The organism is Ensifer sp. ENS07 (assembly GCF_014852185.1).
In the GTDB taxonomy this organism is placed as follows: Bacteria; Pseudomonadota; Alphaproteobacteria; order Rhizobiales; family Rhizobiaceae; genus Ensifer; species Ensifer adhaerens.
In genome coordinates this window covers 727,245-743,190 of sequence record NZ_JACVBE010000002.1, presented here as the reverse complement: position 1 = coordinate 743,190, position 15,946 = coordinate 727,245, and the positions used below count along the sequence as shown (strand labels likewise).

Here is a 15,946-nt window from a genome sequence, read left to right as displayed (position 1 = left end):
GCGGCGGGGTGATTTAGCTGCACGTCATAATCCGATATTGTGGGAGACGTTCGATTTCCGAACGGGGTGCATCACCCGGAGGAGAGCTGGGAGCGTGGTCAAGAAGCCCATCCACCGTCGCTTGGTTGCGATCCTCGTTGCCGACGTGGTCGGCTACTCCCGCATGATGGAAGCCGACGAGGCCGGAACGTACGAAACGTTGAAGCAACGACGAAACCACGTGCTCGATCCCGTTGTTAAGGCGCACGGAGGACGCATCGTCAAATTGATGGGTGACGGTGTACTGGTTGAGTTCGCCAGCGCGGTGGACGCCGCTGAGGCGGCCATTGAACTCCAGCGAAAGATGAAGGAGGCGAATGCCGGCGTTTCCGAATCTCGCCAGATCTTGCTCCGCATCGGCATCAACATGGGCGATGTGATCGGCGAGGGCTCCGACATCTATGGCGAGGGCGTCAACATCGCCGCTCGGCTGGAGGCGTTGGCCGAGCCCGGTGGCCTCTGCATGTCGGAAAAGGTTCACAATGAGATTCAAGGCAAAATCCCCGTCGTGATGAAGGATCTGGGACTGGTGCAGCTCAAGAACATTGCGGCACCCGTCCGGACCTTCGGGATGGAAACGGCACGTCCGCTCGCGGGGGTGCCGCCTTCCCGCGGCAAGGAATTTACCACCATCGCGGTTCTTCCCCTCACAAACATGTCGGGTAATGCGGACCAGGACTACTTCGCCGACGGCATTACCGAGGACATGATCACCGAGTTGAGTCGATTCCGAAATCTCTCTGTCGTCGCCAGAAACACCACCTCGAGTTACAGGGGGCAATCGGTAAACGCGGCGAACGTGGGGCAAGAACTTGGCGCAGACTTCGTGCTTGAAGGCAGTGTCCGGCTGGCCGGCCAGCGCCTGCGCGCCTCGGTGCAATTGATCGAAGCACAGACCGGTGCACACGTCTTTGCCGAGCGGTTCGATCGCGAAATGGCCGACATCTTTGCGGTTCAGGATGAAATCGTGGAGGCGATCGTCGCGCGGCTGTTCTTCAATCTGCAAGAGGTTGCGGGTGTCGTTCGTGCCAGGAGCGCCAAGACGAACATCTCTGCCTATACATCGTGGCTGCGGGCAGGGGCCGCCTGGCGCAATGGAGACGAACCGGGTGCGCGCGAACACATGCAGCAGGCGATTGTCCTCGACCCGGCCTATGCGCCCGCACTCGCCTCGCTGGCGCTGCTTTATGCCTATTGGCGGTTCAGCGAGCCGAACGCGGCGACGGATGCCAAGCTTGAGGCCGAGTGCCAGGAGTTCGCAGCGCGAGCAATCGCTGCCGACAAGAACGATCCATTCGTGCTTTCCACCGTTGCCGCCTGCTTGCTGTTGGTCGGGAGAGTTGACGACGCCATGCGCTACTCGGGCATCGCGATCTCGATGAGCCCGCGCGATATCAACGGTCTCGTTGCCCGAGGCATGATCGTTTCCTATGCGGGGCTACACGAAGAAGGGTTGGCTCTTGTCGAACGGGGCTGCAAGTTCGAGCCGCTCCTGCCGCCGGCGTTCCTCTCCAGTCTCGGCGATTGCCACTATCTGGTGCGCCGGTTCGATGCGGCGCTGGCAGCCTACGGAAGCCTTATCGATCCGCCGATCTTCTTCAGGCTGAACCAGGCGGCGTGTCTGGCCCAGCTTGGCCGAGCCGAGGAGGCGGCAGCCATAATGCACGCAATGCCGCAAGCGTTTGACACGGAAGTCTATGCTCGAAACACGGCGAAGATGTGCGCCTTGCCTGAAGATGCGGAACTTTGGCTGAGTGGCTTCCGCAAAGCAGGAGCGCTTATCGCTCCGTCCTCCGGTCCGGCAAAGGGGTAGGCCGCGCACCTCGGTGTCGGCAGCTTCTCATTGAAGTCTGCCGTCGATGTGTCACCTCCGTGTGGAGCGGTTTACTTCTCCAGATGAATCGTCACCCAGCCGTTGCGCCAGATGGTGCGCACGTGGCGCAGGTGCTGGCCGTTGTAATGGGCGAGCACTTTCCAGCGCTGTTCGGCAAGGATGCCCGAGAGGATCACCGAGCCGCCGGGGGCGAGGTTGGCGACGAGCTGCGGCGCCATCTTCATCAAGGGGCGGGCGAGGATGTTGGCGATGATTAGATCGAAGGGGCCGTTGGTGCTGAAGGCCGTCGAATGAAAGCCAGGGGCGGTCGCAAAGGTCATGCCGGTAACGACGCCGTTGACCCGGGCGTTTTCTTCGGCGACGCGGGTGGCGATCGGGTCGATGTCGGTGGCAAGGACCGGCACGTGCATCAGTTTCCAGGCGGCGATCGCCAGCACGCCGCTGCCGGTGCCGAGATCGAGCACGTTGCGCACCGTGCGGGTGCGCGCGACGGTCGCCAGCACTTCGAGGCAGCCGGCGGTGGTGCCGTGATGGCCGGTGCCGAAGGCCTGGCCGGCGTCGATCTCGATGGCGATTTCGCCGGTCTTGACCTTGTCGCGGTCATGCGAGCCGTGCACGACGAAGCGGCCGGCGCGCACCGGCGCCAGGCCCTCGAGTGACTTGGCGATCCAGTCGATATCCGGCAGCACTTCGCGCTCGATCGGGAGATGAGCGAAGTTTTCGGAGAGCGCTTCGGTGAGACGTTCGCCCACGCTCTCCTCGTCGACCATCATCATGTAGATCGAGGCTTCCCAGATGTCGCGCTTCTCGTCGACTTCCGTCGTGCCGATGGCATAGTCCTCTTCGCCGAAGACCTCGCTCATGCGGTCGAGCACGGCTTCCGCCTGCTTCTCGGTGGTGGTGACGAAAAGTCTGATCTCGCTCAAGGGTCCGTCCTTCGGCTGGCAAATCCGCCGCCCGCACCAAGCCCTGAAAGGGGTGCGCTCAAGCGTCGGCAATCGTGTGCTGTGCGCTATCACGATTGCCCTACAAAGGCAAAGCGCCGGACGGGGCCGGCGCTTGCATCTTCAGGTCAGGATCGAAGGGCTCAGCCCTTGGTCAGGTTTTCCAGCTTCTTTACCGCCGTCTCCGGGTTTTCCTCGTAGGCGATGGTGCCGGAGAACTTGCCGTTGGCGTCGAGCAGGAACACCGATGCGGTGTGGTCCATGGTGTAGTCGCCGTCGGGCTTTGCGGCGTCGACCGGAACCTTCTTGGCGTAGACGCGGAAGCCCTTGACCATCTCCATGACCTTGTCGGCCGGGCCGGAAATGCCGGTGATGCGCTTGGAGACGTTGGAGACGTACTGGCCGAGGATTTCGGGCGTGTCGCGCTCAGGGTCGACGGTGATGAAATAGGCTTGCAGCTTGTTGCCTTCGGGGTCGACCTTTTCCAGCCAGCCGTTCAGTTCGAACAGTGTCGTCGGGCAGACCTCGGGGCAATGGGTAAAGCCGAAGAAGAGCGCGGTCGGCTTGCCGTTGAAGGCCTTCTCGGTGATTTCCTTGCCGTCCTGGGCAACCAGCGTGAAGGGCACGCCGAACGGGCCGGAGGCGGCCTGCTCTTTCGACTGGGTCATTTCATAGGTCAGCCAGCCCAGGATGCCCGCCATGACGACGACGGCGGCCCAGAGGACGATGCGGATGGTTTTCATGCGTGCTACCGATTTTGTTGGGGCCGAAGACGGCCGTGTCCGGTTGATAGGCCCTTGATACCGCCTTCACGGACCCCGCGCAAATGGGACAATTGCCGCAGGTTGTGACAGCGGGGTGAGCATTTTGTCGGGCGGCTGCCACTCATCCCGCTGCCGCGACCTTCGTCGTGACGGGGAGAAGGGACCGCACGGCCACCTCCCGCTCCGACAATGAGCCTCAGTGCGCCAACACCCACCGCAGAAGAACCGCACGGCGACGTTTCGCTCGCTTTCGTCCCTTCTTCCCGCAAGCAGGGAGAGGGTAAGGGTAAGGGGCAAAACTTAGAAGCGTGTCCGCGCTAAAAACACCAGGAAAGGCCGGACTGGGCGAGTGCCAGGAACATCTCGGCGCCGTTTTCCATCCAGCCGCGGAAGGCAAGCAGCAGCACGACGGCGATCGCGGCCGCAAGGGTTGCGACGAGAGGAAGGCGGATCGAGCGCTCGGTCTTCGTGTTCATGGCGTCATCATAACAGTTCGGGCGGCAAGGGGAAGCGGGCGCGCTGCCGGCGGACCGTGGGTCTGTCTGGGCCTGTCACGAGATCGGTGTCAAAACCGGCACCCGGCGAGCTGATGGATTGTGCCCTCAAATGCCGGGAAAACCGGCGCTTGCAGTAAATATGCGCGATCTCGAAAATAAGGCGCTTTCCCTGGGGATCGGCGAGGCGCCTTAGCGAATGTTTAAGGTCTGTTTGACAGTGTTTTTTCAGCGCGGGGGAGCGTTGTGCTCCGACATGACATGAGGTCATCCGGTTTGATCGAGCCCGGTTTTCCGCATCGATCCTAACGGAGGATCCGGCCCGCGCCGGGTCCGTGAGCATGGAATGTCTATGACCGCCGCATCTTCCCCATTGAAGCGCAATCTTTCCGTAAGCCAGCGGCTGGCAACGCTTGCCGGTGCCGCTTTCGTCGGTTTTGGCTCCGTGCTCGGAGTCGCCTGGTACGAGGGCCGGCAGGCGAACGATGCCCTGCAGGGCGCGCTCGCCGCGCAGAACGGGCTGACCACGGTCGACGAGGTCCGGCTTGCGACCACCAATCTCGTGCTCAATGCGATGGACAGCATCATCGACCGCGAGGAGGGCGCGATCCAGCCGGCGCGCGCCGCCAGCATCGCCGAGATCCTGAAACTGCTTGAGACGAAATCGACCGATATCAAGGCGCTTGCCGGCCTCATTGGCGGCAGCGATGCGCTTTCGACCTTTGACGCCGATGTGGCGGAACTGCGCCAGGCGATCGGAACGGACCTGAAGGCACTGATCGAAGGCAAGGCTTCGGCTGACGACTTCGGCAAGATCGACGACGCGATCGACGGTGCCGGCGAACGGGTCGCCACGGCGCTCGCCGGCCTTTCCGAAGCGGCAACGACGCTGGTTCAGACGCGCGTTGCCGAGGCGCGCGCCACCTCCGACGAGGCGTTCCAGCTTCAGCTCGCCTCCGGCCTCATCGCCATGGCGACGCTGCTTTATCTGCTCTGGTTCCATGGCAGCACGCTCAGGCGCGGCATTCTCTCCCTGCGCGATGGCATGCAGCGGATCCAGAAGGGCGAACTTTCGACCAAGCTGGAAGCGCTCGACCACGGCGACGAAATCGGCGCCATGGCGCGCTCCGTCGACCTCTTCCGCCTGTCGGCAATCGAAAAGCAGTCTCTCGAACAGAGTGCTGCCCACAGCCGCCGCGAGATCGAGAAGGAACGCGAACAGCAGCAGCAGGAGCGCGAGGAGGCGGTGCGCCGCATCCAGGCGGCGATCGACAATCTCGGCCGCGCGCTGACCCAGCTTGCCGAGGGTGACCTTGCCGTTGCCATCGACCGACCGTTCGACGGCAATCTTGACCAGCTCCGGCAGAACTTCAACCAGACGGTCGAGCGGCTGCGCGTGGTGCTTTCGAGCGTCAAGGACAATGCGCTTTCGATCGAATCCAACGGGCGGCAGATGCGCACGGCGGCCGACGACCTGGCGCGCCGCACCGAGCGGCAAGCCGCTTCGCTGGAGCAGACCTCGGCAGCCCTCGACGAAATCACCGTGACGGTCCGCACCGCGACCCAGCGCGCCGAAGAGGCGAGCCAGATGGTCGACCAGACCCGCACCAATGCCGAGGAGTCCGGCCGCATCGTCGGCCAGGCGATCGCCGCCATGGCCCGCATCGAGGGTGCCTCGAACGAAATCGGCAAGATCATCAACGTCATCGACGAGATCGCCTTCCAGACCAACCTTCTGGCGCTCAATGCCGGCGTCGAGGCGGCGCGCGCGGGCGAAGCCGGCAAGGGCTTTGCGGTCGTGGCGCAGGAAGTGCGCGAGCTGGCGCAGCGCGCCGCCGGTGCCGCCAAGGACATCAAGGCGCTCGTCAGCCGCTCCGGCAGCGAGGTCGGCACCGGTGTCAAGCTGGTGCAGGCGACCGGCGAGGCGCTCGGGCGGATCGGCACCGATGTCGCGCGCATCAACGAACTGATGACCGCGATCGTGATGGCGGCGCGCGAACAGTCGACGGGTCTCAACGAGATCAGCACGGCCGTCGGCCAACTCGACCAGATGACGCAGCAGAACGCCGCCATGGTCGAACAGACCAATGCCTCCAGCCACACGCTGGCGCAGGACGCCGAACGCCTGACGGACCTCGTCGGCCAGTTCCGCGAAGGGCACACGATGCAGCGCGCCATGCCGACGGCGGCGCCGGCGCCTGTGACGCCCGCGGCGAGGACCGCTGCGCCGGTGCAGACGAAAACACCTGCGGTTTCAGCCGTTCAGCGGCCGGCAGCCAAGGGCACCAGCGAAGCGGTGCCGCTGCGCAAGATCGGCGCTGCCAAAATGGCCTCGTTTCCAACTCCATCTCCCGCCAAGGCCCTGATGGGCAAGCTTGCGGGCGCATTCGGCAACAAACCGGGCTCGGTGCCGTCGACGACGGCCTCCGGTGAAAACTGGGAAGAATTCTGAACATGAGCAACGCAATCAAGCAGTCCGGCGCCTATCTCGAAATCGTGTCGTTCCACCTCGGCGACCAGGAATTTTGCATCGATATCATGGCGATCCGCGAAATCCGCGGCTGGGCGCCGGTAACGCCGATGCCGCATACGCCGCCCTACGTGCTCGGCCTCATCAACCTGCGCGGCGCGGTGATCCCGGTCATCGACATGGCGGCCCGCCTCGGCATGAAGATGACCGAGCCGTCCGAGCGCTCGGCGATCATCGTCACCGACATCGCCGGCAAGCTCGTTGGCCTCTTGGTCGAGCAGGTCTCGGACATGATGACGATCAAGAGCGAGGCGCTGCAGCCGGCGCCGGAGATCATCCCGGAAGCGCAGCGCGCCTTCTGCCGCGGCATCGTCGCTTTGGAAAAGACCATGGTCTGCTTCCTCAACCTCGATACCGTCATTGCCGACGAGTTGGCCCAGGCCGCCTGACGCAAGCTTGTTCCTTATCTGAGAAAGCCCCGGTGCATCGGCGCCGGGGCTTTCTTGCGTTTCGGCGTGTTTTCAGACCGTTTCCGCACGTACTGGAACGATACGGTCAAGTTAAACTTCGGCAATGAACTTCACGCTTGGGCGATGCCATTGTGACAAAACGTCAAGTGGCTGGGCGGGTTACTTGTACTACTTTACCGGTGTTGCCGGGTGCCCGAACGGAGGCCGGGTGCCTGGTCCCGTCAACAGGAGTTGAACCTATGACAATCTCTCTCAGGAAACTCGCCGCCGTGCTCTCCGTTACGATGGTCATCGCCGGACCGGCCTTGGCCGACAGCTATTACCAGGGCATCGACGTCAACAATCCTCCCGGAACGCAGAACACACACAAGATGATGACGCCAATGAAGCGGCCGAGCGCTTCGGTTGACACGATGTCGACGGGCAGCATCAACAGAATGTCGGCGCCGGCGCCGACGCCGGTCTACCGTGATCGCAACCCCTATGGCGGATACCAGGGCGGTGATGGCGACTACTACCAGGGCATCGTTCCGCCGACGGCCTACTAGATCATCCCGCGTTGAAGTGGAAACGTTGAAAGCGGAAATTCGATTTGGCATGAATGCGCAGGGAGTTCACGTAGGTTCGTGTGAACGCACGGAACGTCAGGTGCTTACAAAAGCGGAACGGGTTGCTCCCAGACTTCTCCCTGTTTCGCACCGAAGAGGTTTCGGAAGCGCCCGCAAAGCGGCGGGCGCTTTCAACCTTTGACCGATCGCCTTGCACGCCGATGCCGGCGGCAGGGACCGCTCCTACTGCGGCTTGCCGTTCTGCCAATTGACCGTCTGGCCGTAGAGCGGAATGGTGGTGATCGACATCTTGGCAGAGCCATCCGTCAATTCGCGCGAATGCGCCAGATAGATCAGCGTATCGTTCCTTCTGTCGTAGATCCGTGTGACGAGCAGGTTCTTCCAGACGAGCGACAAGCCGGCGCGAAACACTTCCTCGCCTTCCTTGGAAAGATCGATGTCGCCGATTTCGATCGGGCCGGTCTGCCGGCAGGCGATCGAATTGTTCGACGGATCCTCGAACCAGTTGCCGTTCTTCAGCCGGTCGATGACGCTGCGGTCGAAATAGGTCACGTGGCAGGTCACACCCTTGATCTTCGGGTCGCTCACGGCATCGATCATGATGTCGTTGCCGAGCCAGTCGACCCCGACTTCGCCGACTGTTTCGGCGCGAGCGGGCAGGGCTGTGGCGGCTATGGCAAGGCCGGCAAAAAAGAGCGCACGAAGCGAACGCGACATGGATGTCCTCCTGCAGCGCCTGACGTCTCACGCAAGGTCGCCGTAGCATTTTGAATTGACGCATGTTTTTGCCGAGGCAATCCCCGGGAAGGCATGCGCTCGGGCAGCCAGGTTCACATAGGTTCGGGAATTGGCTTTACAAGGCGTGCCGGCTCAACCGGTACCGCGAAGAAGCTGCGGCTCGAGGTTTCGGTGGTCGGCAGCGCGCATTTGCGCGGCGGCGGCGGCAAGAGCCCGTGCGCTGGCCTCGGGCTGGAAGCGGCCGGCGATGGTGCAGCGGTCGCGGCCGTCGGCTTTGGCGTCGTAGAGCGCCATGTCGGCGCGGATCATGATGTCGCTGATCGTATCGCCGGGCTCGGCCTCGGCAAGGCCAATGCTCACTGTCAGCCGGATCGGGCGGTCGAAGCGGCCGATCGGCGTATCGCGCACCGTGCGGCCGATCTCCTCGGCCACCGCAAAGGCGGCATCTTCCGAGTGATTGGGCAGGACGATGCCGAACTCTTCGCCGCCGATGCGCCCGAGTGTGCCGCGCCCGCCGAGACAGGCGGCGACCGTGCCGGCGAAGTGGCCGAGCGCCGTGTCGCCGACCGCATGGCCGTAGCGGTCGTTGATCTGCTTGAAATAATCGAGATCGAGCAGCAGGAAGGTGACGGGTCTCTGGCGCGCAAAACCCACTGCCAGCGCCCGCTGTCCGAGGTCGAGCAGCGCGCGGCGCGACAGGGCGCCCGTCAGCTCGTCGCGGGCAATGGCGCTCTTGAGGTCCGTGATCACTCGGTTCTGGATCATCAGGATCACGCCAAGGAACAGCACAGGCAGGTAGAAATATCTAAGCACGACGCAGGCGAAGTCCCAGCTGGCTGACGCAAGCGGGGTTTCGGCGGTCCCGTGGGCGATCGGCGAGAAAATCGTGACCGCAATCAGGGCGGAACAGCCGATGGCGGCGCAGCCGATGACGCAGAGGCGCTCGATCGGCCCGGGCGCTGCGCGACGGTGCTGCGAACAGACGGCGATGATCAGCACGAAGGCGGCGGCGATGCCGACGGCCGACAGTGCGTGCAATGTCGCGCTGTGCGGGCCGAAGGCGGCAATCAGCACCACCACGGCCGAAATCGAGGCGGCAGCGACCAGCGGCGTCGACATCGGCCGGAGGACACCGAGCGCCCGGTGAAAGCCCGAGAGCACGAAAAGACAGGCGCCAATGAGAAAGACGATGCCGATCAGCGACAACGGCCGCAGCGCCGGGATCTCGGATAGCATCAGAAACAGCGTTGCCGCCGCTGCGACGGCGCAGGCGGCTGCGAAATCCGTGCCCCCCTCGACCATGGAGGCGCGCAGGGAAATCAGCACCGGGAGCATCGCCAGAAGAGCGATGATCGATATGGCAGGGAGAAAGCTCATTTCGAAACGGCCTGTCGTGCTAAAATCAACAAAGGCGGCTTGCGTCTCAGCCAGATATGTGACGCCAATTGGTAGCGATGGCGCCTTAACGAAACCCGGCGAAATCCGTTGCAATTTTAGCGATTGGTCGGGATTGGCACGGTTGTTCACAGCGGCGCCCGATCAACCGTGGGGCGGCACGCCGGCAGGCGAAGAGGCGTGCATGAACGGTACCGCCCGCAGCCCCGGGGTGAGGCCCTTCGGGCGGCGCGATCCGAGCCTCCGGCCAGGCATGCGCGCGCCTTGTTTTCAGGGCCCGATACTCACGCAGCAGGACGAACCGGGAGAGGCGACATGTTCACGGCAACGTGGCTCTTCGAGGACAGGGCGGATGCCGGGCGCCAGCTGGCGCGCGCGGTCGAAGACAAGGGTCTTGACGATCCGCTCGTCATGGCGCTGCCGCGCGGAGGCGTTCCGGTCGCCTATGAAATCGCCGTCCATATTGCGGCGCCGCTGGAAATCCTGATCGTGCGCAAGATCGGCGCGCCTGGGCATGAGGAATTCGGTCTGGGCGCTCTGGTCGATGGCGAGGAGCCGGAACTGGTGCTCAACCGTCGGGCGATCCGGCTGGTCCGTCCGCCGAAAGGCTATCTGGAGGCCGAAACGGAGCGCCAGCGCGCCGAGATCCTGCGCCGCCGCACGCTCTATTTCGGCGACCGCGCGCCGGCGTCGCCCCGAGCCCGTGATGTAATCCTCGTCGACGACGGTATCGCCACCGGCGGCACCGTGCGGGCGGCGATCAAGGCGCTGCGGCGAATGGGGGCGGGGCGCCTCGTGCTTGCTGTTCCGGTGGCGCCGAAAAGCGAACTTACCGAACTGCGCAGCCAGGTCGATCGCATCGTCTGCCTCGCCACGCCCTTCGCCTTCCGTGCCGTCGGCCTGTACTACCGCAATTTCGAGCAGACGGCAGACGAAGAGGTGCTGGCGCTGATGGAGAAGGCGCGGCTGCGCAACGAGCGCAATTGATCCATGTTCCGGGCAAGCCGGGCTCCGGTTGCCGCGATTTCCGCCAGGCATCCGAATAGTTGCGCGAGGCGGCCGAAACCGTCTTGCAAGCCTCCTTCTCCCGCGCCACATTCCCGGCGCGCGATGTTGCCGGGAGAGGGCGCCGGAGGAGGCGCCCGGAGGAGATGTCATGGCCGCGAAACTGGAAATCGGAAAGACGCTTGAGGATTTCTGCCGGCCGGAGCGGATGGCGCTCATCGTCTACGACATGCAGGTGGGGATTACCAATCAGGTCAAGAACGGCCCGGCGGTGCTTTCCAAGGTGCTGAAGGTGCTGGACGCTGCGCGGGCCGGCGGGTTTCCGGTGATCTTTCTCCGGCATCTGTCGATGCCGAGGCCGCTGATGGGCGCCTTCCAGCTACGCCAGGCGATGGCCTGGCAGCGGACAGACGATCCGGATGCGGTGCACCCCTGGTTTCTGCGCGGCACGCCGGGCTTCGAGCTGGTGCCAGAACTTGCGCCCCGTGACGACGAGGCGATCCTCGACAAGATCACGTTTTCCGCCTTCGAGGGCACGCCGCTCGCCATGATCCTGCGCGACCTCGGGCTTACTTCCTTCGCCATCTGCGGCATCGCCACGGAAATCGGCATCGACCCGACCGTGCGCCATGCGACCGATCTCGGCCTGGTGCCCGTCGTCGTGCGCGACGCCTGCGGGGCAGGCCACCACGAGGCCGGCGAGCGCGCGATGGAAAACATCGCCTTCATGGGCGATGCGATCATGACCGACGTTCAGGCAATCACCGCCGCGATGACCAAACACTAGGGGCCGCAGTGCCGCTCCATCCAATCGATCACAGGACCGACAAATGACCGACAAGCTTCACATCCGCCCGATAGCCCGGACCGACTACGAACAATGGCTGCCGCTCTGGGACGGCTACAACGCCTTCTACGGCCGCTCCGGCGAAACCGCGCTGGACCCGGCGATCACCGCCATGACCTGGTCGCGCTTTTTCGACGCCTACGAGCCGGTGCATGCGCTGGTGGCGGAGAGCGAAGGGCGGCTGATCGGGCTTACGCACTACCTCTTCCACCGCAGCACGACGATGATCCAGCCGAACTGCTACCTGCAGGACCTCTTCACCAATGCGGAAGCCCGCGGCAAGGGCGTCGGACGAGCGCTGATTGAGGGCGTCTATGATGCGGCACGTGCCGTCGGCGCGCCACGCGTCTACTGGATGACGCACGAGACCAACGAGACGGCGATGACACTTTACGACAAGGTGGCGGAGAAGTCGGGGTTTCTCGTTTATCGCAAGGCGGTCTGAGGGCTCTCCCTGCGGCTGCTTACGTCGCCGTGTGCGCGCGGATGCCAGGGACACATGCATCGGGATCCGGCATCCGCGTGGTCCAGATCTCGGTCGGGCCGAAGCCCTTGATGTCCTCGCGGCCAGAGCAAATGAACAGGAAAGACTCGCCTAGTCGCTGCCTGATTTCTGCGGTGGTGGTGATGCAGCCGGGCTTGCCGATCGCTTCCAGGCGCGCGGCAAGGTTCACGGGTGCACCCCAGATATCATAGGCGTATTTCGCTCGCCCAAGCACGCCAGCCGTTACCGATCCCGAGGCCATGCCAGCGCGCAGCTTGAGGACGACGCCATGGCGTTCGCCGATCTCGCGGGCCGCGGCGATGGCGCCGAAGCCGAACACTGCCGCCGCCTTCTCGGGCGTGGGGTGCCGGGCGGGCACGCCCGCCACCGCAAGATAGGCATCGCCGACGGTCTTGATCTTTTCGACACCGGTTGCTGCGGCCAGGCGATCGAACTCGCTGAAGAGCTCGTTGAGCAGGTTGACCGTCCGTTCCGGCCCCAGGCTGTTTGACAGGGCCACGAACTGGACGATGTCGATCAGGACAACAGTCGCATGCTCGAATTCGTCGATGATCGTTTCACGCTCGTTCCTCAGCAGGCGCGCCACGATCTCGTCCGGCATGATCGACGTCATCAGGCGGGCGAGCCGCCCCTGCGCCTCTCTCGCCATCTGGAAGGCATAGTAGATCGTTGCGAAGCACATGAGCGTGAGGGTGATGATCGACGACGAATGGAGGAGTTGCAGGAAACGGGTGTCGTCATAGACACCCGCCCGCGCCTGAGGAAACGCGATGGATGCGGCGATGACCGTGATTGCAGCCATGGCGCTGAGGACCGTCACCAGTGCGATGTTTTGAAACCCGAGGATCGCGAAGGCGACCGGCGTCACGCCGAGCAGCGTCAGCAGGACGCCGGAGTCCCGGCCGACATAGGAGGCGATCCAGACGAGGACCACCACACAGATACCGAATTCCCAAAGCCCTGACGCGACGCGGCCGAAGCGATGAAAAAGCGGAGTCATGGCTGCCGCGACGGCTAGCGCGAGATTGGCATAGACGAGGGGGATGAGGCTCGGCTCGCCATAGAGTGCGTAGATGAGCGCAAAGCTCGTGGTGGTGACGACGATCACACAGGCCGCGACATTCGCGACGAGGATGCCTTCACGGTCACCCTCCGCAACATTTGCGGCGCCCAGCTCCAGCAGGCTGCGAACAGCGCTCGTCCAGGACATGTCTCCACCCACTTTGCGTCGAGGGAGATCGGTACATGGTTTCGTTCAAACGCGAGAATTGTGCCCGCAATATTATTGCACTTCGCCGGTTGGCGCCATGAGATCGATGGTTGTGCAGTCCATAGGGAGTGCACGTGAGGAGGGCTTCGACCTCCTCACGCCTTCTCCACAAATCCATCCAGCACCCGCTTCTGGCCGGCGCGGTCGAAGTCGATGGTGAGCTTGTTGCCTTCGATGGCGGCGATGTTGCCGTTGCCGAACTTCATGTGGAAGACGCGGTCGCCGACCGAGAAACGCGAGGGTTCGGTGGCCGTCGATTTCGCCACCAGCTCGCCGTCGATCGTGCGGCCGCGCGGGCCGCTTTCGCCGTAGCCGATGCGCTCGACCGCATGGCCGGAGCGGGTGCCCCAGTTGTCGCGGGTGGCGTCGGAGCGGTGCTGCTGGGCGCGCTTCCAGCCGGGCGTGGAGTAGTTGTTCTGGAAGGGATCAGCCTTGTCGAAGCGCGACTGGCCGTAGCCGCCACGACCATAGCCGCCATAGGATTGTTCATTCTCGGCCACGTCCACATGGGCGAGCGGCAGCTCCTCGAGGAAGCGTGACGGCATGGTCGACTGCCAGAGGCCGTGGATGCGGCGGTTGGAGACGAACCAGATGTGGCAGCGATGCTTGGCGCGGGTGATGCCGACATAGGCGAGGCGCCGTTCTTCCTCAAGGCCGGAGCGGCCGCCCTCATCAAGCGCGCGCTGGTGCGGGAACAGGCCTTCCTCCCAGCCGGGCAGGAAGACGGTATCGAACTCCAGGCCCTTGGCCGAGTGCAGCGTCATGATCGAGACGGCATCGAGGTTCTCGTTCTGCTCGGCATCCATGACCAGAGCGACGTGTTCGAGGAAGCCGCGCAGGCTCTCGAAGGCTTCCATCGAGCGGATGAGTTCCTTCAGGTTTTCCAGCCGTCCGGGGGCTTCCGCCGTCTTGTCGTTCTGCCACATGGCCGTATAGCCGCTCTCGTCGAGGATCTGCTCGGCAAGCTCGGTGTGCACGGTCGTTTCAAGCAGGCTCTGCCAGCGGCGGAAATCGGTGACGACGTCGAACAGTGCCTTGCGCGCCTTCGGCTTCAGCTCGTCGGTCTCGATGATCTCGGAGGCCGCCGCCAGCATCGGGATGTCGCGGGCGCGGGCATAGTCGTGCAGCGTGCGCACGGTGGTGTCGCCAAGACCGCGCTTCGGCGTGTTGACGATGCGCTCGAAGGCCAGATCGTCGGCCGGCTGGCAGACGAGGCGGAAATAGGCCATGGCATCGCGGATTTCGAGGCGCTCGTAGAAGCGCGGGCCGCCGATGACGCGGTAGTTGAGGCCGAGCGTGACGAAGCGGTCTTCGAATTCGCGCATCTGGAACGAGGCGCGCACAAGGATCGCCATGTCGTTGAGCTTGTGGCTCTTGCGCTGCAACTGCTCGATCTCTTCGCCGACGGCGCGGGCTTCCTCTTCGGAATCCCAGGCGGCGTGCACCTGCACCTTCTCATCATCCGGATCGGTGCGGTCGGTAAAGAGCGTCTTGCCGAGGCGGCCCTCGTTGTGGGCGATCAGGTGACCGGCAGCGCCCAGAATGTGCTCGGTCGAGCGGTAGTTGCGCTCAAGCTTGATCACCTTGGCGCCCGGGAAATCCTTTTCGAAGCGCAGGATATTGTCCACTTCCGCGCCGCGCCAGCCATAGATCGACTGGTCGTCGTCGCCCACGCAGCAGACGTTCTGCGGTACGCCCTTGGGGCGCTGGGCAAGCAGCCGCAGCCACATGTACTGCGCCGTGTTGGTGTCCTGGTACTCGTCGACGAGAATGTAGCGGAACTTGTCGTGATAGTCCTTCAGCACATCCGCATGCATGCGGAAGATGCGGATCGGGTGCAAAAGAAGATCGCCGAAGTCGCAGGCGTTCAGCGTCAAGAGCCGGTTCTGGTAGGCAGCATAGAGTTCGCGGCCCTTGCCGTTGGCAAAGGCGCGGGCGTCTCCCTCGGGGATCTGGGCGGGATCGAGGCCCTTGTTCTTCCAGCCGTCGATCATGCCGGCAAACTGCTTGGCCGGCCAGCGCTTGTCGTCGATGCCTTCGGCCTGGATGAGCTGCTTGATCAGCCGCACCACGTCATCTGTGTCGAGAATGGTGAAATCGGAACGCAGGCCGACGAGCTCGGCGTGGCGGCGCAGCAGCTTGACGCCGATCGAGTGGAAGGTGCCGAGCCAGGGCATGCCTTCGACCGCATGGCCGACGAGCACGCCGATGCGCTCCTTCATCTCGCGTGCCGCCTTGTTGGTGAAGGTCACCGCCAGGATCTGCGAGGGAAAGGCGCGGTTGGTCGAAAGGATATGGGCGATGCGGGTCGTCAGCACCCGGGTCTTGCCGGTGCCGGCGCCGGCAAGCACGAGCACGGGGCCATCGAGCGTCTCGACCGCTTCGGACTGTTCCGGGTTGAGGCCGGAGAGATAGTCCGGGCGCGGCTGGGCGCGATCGCGCGCCGCCATGGCGCGCGCGGCGATGCCGCCCGTTGCCGGAATACCTGCGGGGGCGGGCTGCTGCTTGCGCGGCGCCGGCTCCTCGTCGAAGAAGGGAATATCGTCGAAACCACTCATCATGCGGCTCAATGTAGTGATTCGGTGGGGAAAGGCCAGAAAGG

At 63.8% G+C, this 15,946-nt stretch carries 14 protein-coding genes; 7 read left to right on the top strand and 7 right to left on the bottom strand.

The annotated features are described in order from the left end of the window. The first annotated feature begins 94 nt into the window (after positions 1-94). The gene (locus tag IB277_RS10810; protein WP_110818679.1) at positions 95-1,852 is read left to right on the top strand and encodes an adenylate/guanylate cyclase domain-containing protein; all 1,758 of its coding nucleotides are present in this window, start codon (positions 95-97) and stop codon (positions 1,850-1,852) included. 71 nt (positions 1,853-1,923) lie between these two features. Here IB277_RS10810 and IB277_RS10805 read toward each other — a convergent pair whose 3' ends face one another. From IB277_RS10805 to IB277_RS10795, 3 genes are all read right to left on the bottom strand, one after another. Then, on the bottom strand, positions 1,924-2,799 hold the full coding sequence (locus IB277_RS10805; protein WP_034792526.1) for a 50S ribosomal protein L11 methyltransferase: 876 nt from the start codon (positions 2,797-2,799) through the stop codon (positions 1,924-1,926). A 161-nt stretch (positions 2,800-2,960) separates the two neighbouring features. Next, the gene (locus IB277_RS10800; protein WP_110818678.1) at positions 2,961-3,560 is read right to left on the bottom strand and encodes an SCO family protein; all 600 of its coding nucleotides are present in this window, start codon (positions 3,558-3,560) and stop codon (positions 2,961-2,963) included. Between the two features lie 338 nt (positions 3,561-3,898). Further along, positions 3,899-4,057: a hypothetical protein gene (locus IB277_RS10795; RefSeq protein WP_034792531.1), complete on the bottom strand. Its 159-nt coding sequence runs from the start codon at positions 4,055-4,057 to the stop codon at positions 3,899-3,901. A gap of 370 nt (positions 4,058-4,427) precedes the next feature. Between IB277_RS10795 and IB277_RS10790 the strand changes: the two genes are divergently transcribed. The 3 genes from IB277_RS10790 to IB277_RS10780 all read left to right on the top strand — a co-directional run bounded on the left by IB277_RS10790 (position 4,428) and on the right by IB277_RS10780 (position 7,563). Beyond that, positions 4,428-6,527, top strand: coding sequence for a methyl-accepting chemotaxis protein (locus IB277_RS10790; RefSeq protein ID WP_246812724.1), 2,100 nt, complete (start codon positions 4,428-4,430; stop codon positions 6,525-6,527). Between the two features lie 2 nt (positions 6,528-6,529). Continuing rightward, on the top strand, positions 6,530-6,994 hold the full coding sequence (locus tag IB277_RS10785; RefSeq protein WP_034792537.1) for a chemotaxis protein CheW: 465 nt from the start codon (positions 6,530-6,532) through the stop codon (positions 6,992-6,994). Positions 6,995-7,254: 260 nt separating this feature from the next. Beyond that, the gene (locus IB277_RS10780) at positions 7,255-7,563 is read left to right on the top strand and encodes a hypothetical protein (RefSeq protein ID WP_034792540.1); all 309 of its coding nucleotides are present in this window, start codon (positions 7,255-7,257) and stop codon (positions 7,561-7,563) included. Positions 7,564-7,806: 243 nt separating this feature from the next. Here the strand turns inward: IB277_RS10780 and IB277_RS10775 are convergent, their stop codons facing one another. Together IB277_RS10775 and IB277_RS10770 are read right to left on the bottom strand one after the other, a co-directional pair. Beyond that, positions 7,807-8,301, bottom strand: coding sequence for a CreA family protein (locus tag IB277_RS10775; RefSeq protein ID WP_034792543.1), 495 nt, complete (start codon positions 8,299-8,301; stop codon positions 7,807-7,809). A gap of 153 nt (positions 8,302-8,454) precedes the next feature. After that, entirely contained in the window at positions 8,455-9,699 is a 1,245-nt protein-coding gene (locus IB277_RS10770; protein WP_162731973.1) for a diguanylate cyclase, read from the bottom strand. A gap of 333 nt (positions 9,700-10,032) precedes the next feature. On the opposite strand from IB277_RS10770, the gene IB277_RS10765 reads away from it, so the two are divergent. The 3 genes from IB277_RS10765 (at position 10,033) to IB277_RS10755 (ending at position 12,014) form a co-directional block, all read left to right on the top strand. Then, a complete protein-coding gene (locus IB277_RS10765; RefSeq protein ID WP_090294307.1) occupies positions 10,033-10,704 on the top strand; it encodes a phosphoribosyltransferase in 672 nt (223 codons plus the stop codon). A gap of 169 nt (positions 10,705-10,873) precedes the next feature. Next, positions 10,874-11,509, top strand: a complete 636-nt coding sequence (locus IB277_RS10760; protein ID WP_089043453.1) for a cysteine hydrolase family protein — start codon at positions 10,874-10,876, stop codon at positions 11,507-11,509. Between the two features lie 43 nt (positions 11,510-11,552). Continuing rightward, complete coding sequence (locus tag IB277_RS10755) at positions 11,553-12,014, top strand: GNAT family N-acetyltransferase (RefSeq protein ID WP_192370990.1); 462 nt, start codon at positions 11,553-11,555, stop codon at positions 12,012-12,014. A 19-nt stretch (positions 12,015-12,033) separates the two neighbouring features. Here IB277_RS10755 and IB277_RS10750 read toward each other — a convergent pair whose 3' ends face one another. Then, the gene (locus IB277_RS10750) at positions 12,034-13,284 is read right to left on the bottom strand and encodes an adenylate/guanylate cyclase domain-containing protein (RefSeq protein ID WP_090294306.1); all 1,251 of its coding nucleotides are present in this window, start codon (positions 13,282-13,284) and stop codon (positions 12,034-12,036) included. Positions 13,285-13,439: 155 nt separating this feature from the next. Beyond that, entirely contained in the window at positions 13,440-15,905 is a 2,466-nt protein-coding gene (locus IB277_RS10745) for an ATP-dependent helicase (protein WP_034792560.1), read from the bottom strand. Between the last annotated feature and the right edge of the window lie 41 nt (positions 15,906-15,946).

Coding starts and splice junctions, on each gene's coding strand:
- IB277_RS10785 (WP_034792537.1), top strand. CDS start 6,530: ATGAGCAACGCAATCAAGCAGTCCGGCGCCTATCTCGAAATCGTGTCG.
- IB277_RS10780 (WP_034792540.1), top strand. CDS start 7,255: ATGACAATCTCTCTCAGGAAACTCGCCGCCGTGCTCTCCGTTACGATG.
- IB277_RS10760 (WP_089043453.1), top strand. CDS start 10,874: ATGGCCGCGAAACTGGAAATCGGAAAGACGCTTGAGGATTTCTGCCGG.
- IB277_RS10765 (WP_090294307.1), top strand. CDS start 10,033: ATGTTCACGGCAACGTGGCTCTTCGAGGACAGGGCGGATGCCGGGCGC.
- IB277_RS10745 (WP_034792560.1), bottom strand. CDS start 15,905: ATGATGAGTGGTTTCGACGATATTCCCTTCTTCGACGAGGAGCCGGCG.
- IB277_RS10775 (WP_034792543.1), bottom strand. CDS start 8,301: ATGTCGCGTTCGCTTCGTGCGCTCTTTTTTGCCGGCCTTGCCATAGCC.
- IB277_RS10795 (WP_034792531.1), bottom strand. CDS start 4,057: ATGAACACGAAGACCGAGCGCTCGATCCGCCTTCCTCTCGTCGCAACC.
- IB277_RS10750 (WP_090294306.1), bottom strand. CDS start 13,284: ATGTCCTGGACGAGCGCTGTTCGCAGCCTGCTGGAGCTGGGCGCCGCA.
- IB277_RS10800 (WP_110818678.1), bottom strand. CDS start 3,560: ATGAAAACCATCCGCATCGTCCTCTGGGCCGCCGTCGTCGTCATGGCG.
- IB277_RS10755 (WP_192370990.1), top strand. CDS start 11,553: ATGACCGACAAGCTTCACATCCGCCCGATAGCCCGGACCGACTACGAA.
- IB277_RS10790 (WP_246812724.1), top strand. CDS start 4,428: ATGACCGCCGCATCTTCCCCATTGAAGCGCAATCTTTCCGTAAGCCAG.
- IB277_RS10770 (WP_162731973.1), bottom strand. CDS start 9,699: ATGAGCTTTCTCCCTGCCATATCGATCATCGCTCTTCTGGCGATGCTC.